1 protein-coding gene is annotated in these 765 nt (G+C 59.6%); it reads right to left on the reverse strand.

All coding sequences use genetic code 11. The features are described 5' to 3' along the window. Positions 1-743: ATP-binding protein (locus tag L6Q67_RS23655; RefSeq protein WP_296576006.1), on the reverse strand; the 743-nt coding region annotated here is incomplete at its 3' end. Positions 744-765: the final 22 nt, after the last annotated feature.

Genomic DNA, 765 nt, shown 5'->3' on the forward strand with positions numbered 1-765 from the left:
CGGGCGGTGAACCAGAACGTGGCGCCTTTACCTTCAACGCTATGCACACCCATGTCTCCGCCCATGTTTCGCGCCAGGTTGCGGCTGATGCTCAATCCAAGGCCCGTGCCCCCGTACTTGCGCGTGGTGGAACTGTCTGCCTGGGTAAACGGCTGGAAAAGTTGGCCTTGGGCCTCCTTGCTGAGGCCTATTCCAGAGTCCTGCACCTCGAACCGGATCACGGCCCGCCCCTCTACTTCGGCCGCCAAGTCGACCTTGACGAGAATGTCGCCCTTTTCGGTGAACTTGACCGCATTGCTCACCAAATTGAGCAGAATCTGCCTTAGGCGGCCTGGATCTCCTGCAACCCTGGAGGGTAGCCCCGGCTGGCACAGCGCAACCAGCTCAAGATTCTTGGCGGCTGCCTTCTCGGACAGCAGGTCGAGGGTCTCTTCGACCACCGCCCGGAGTTCGAACTCGATACACTCCATCTGGACCTTTCCCGACTCGATCTTGGAGAAGTCGAGGATGTCGTTGATAGTCGTAAGCAGGGCGTCGCCAGAAGTCCGGATGGTCTCGACGTAGTCGCGCTGTTCAGGTGTGAGGTTCGTCTCCATCAGCAACCCCGTCATGCCGATGACCGCGTTCATGGGGGTGCGGATCTCGTGGCTCATGTTGGCCAAAAACTCGGATTTGGACTTCATGGCGGTCTCGGCGGCTTGCTCGGCCTTCCTGCGAACGCCAACCTCTTCTTCCAGGCGCACATTGGTAGTCCGAAGTTCGCTG

Source organism: Zoogloea sp., assembly GCF_023150065.1.
GTDB lineage: Bacteria > Pseudomonadota > Gammaproteobacteria > Burkholderiales > Rhodocyclaceae > Zoogloea.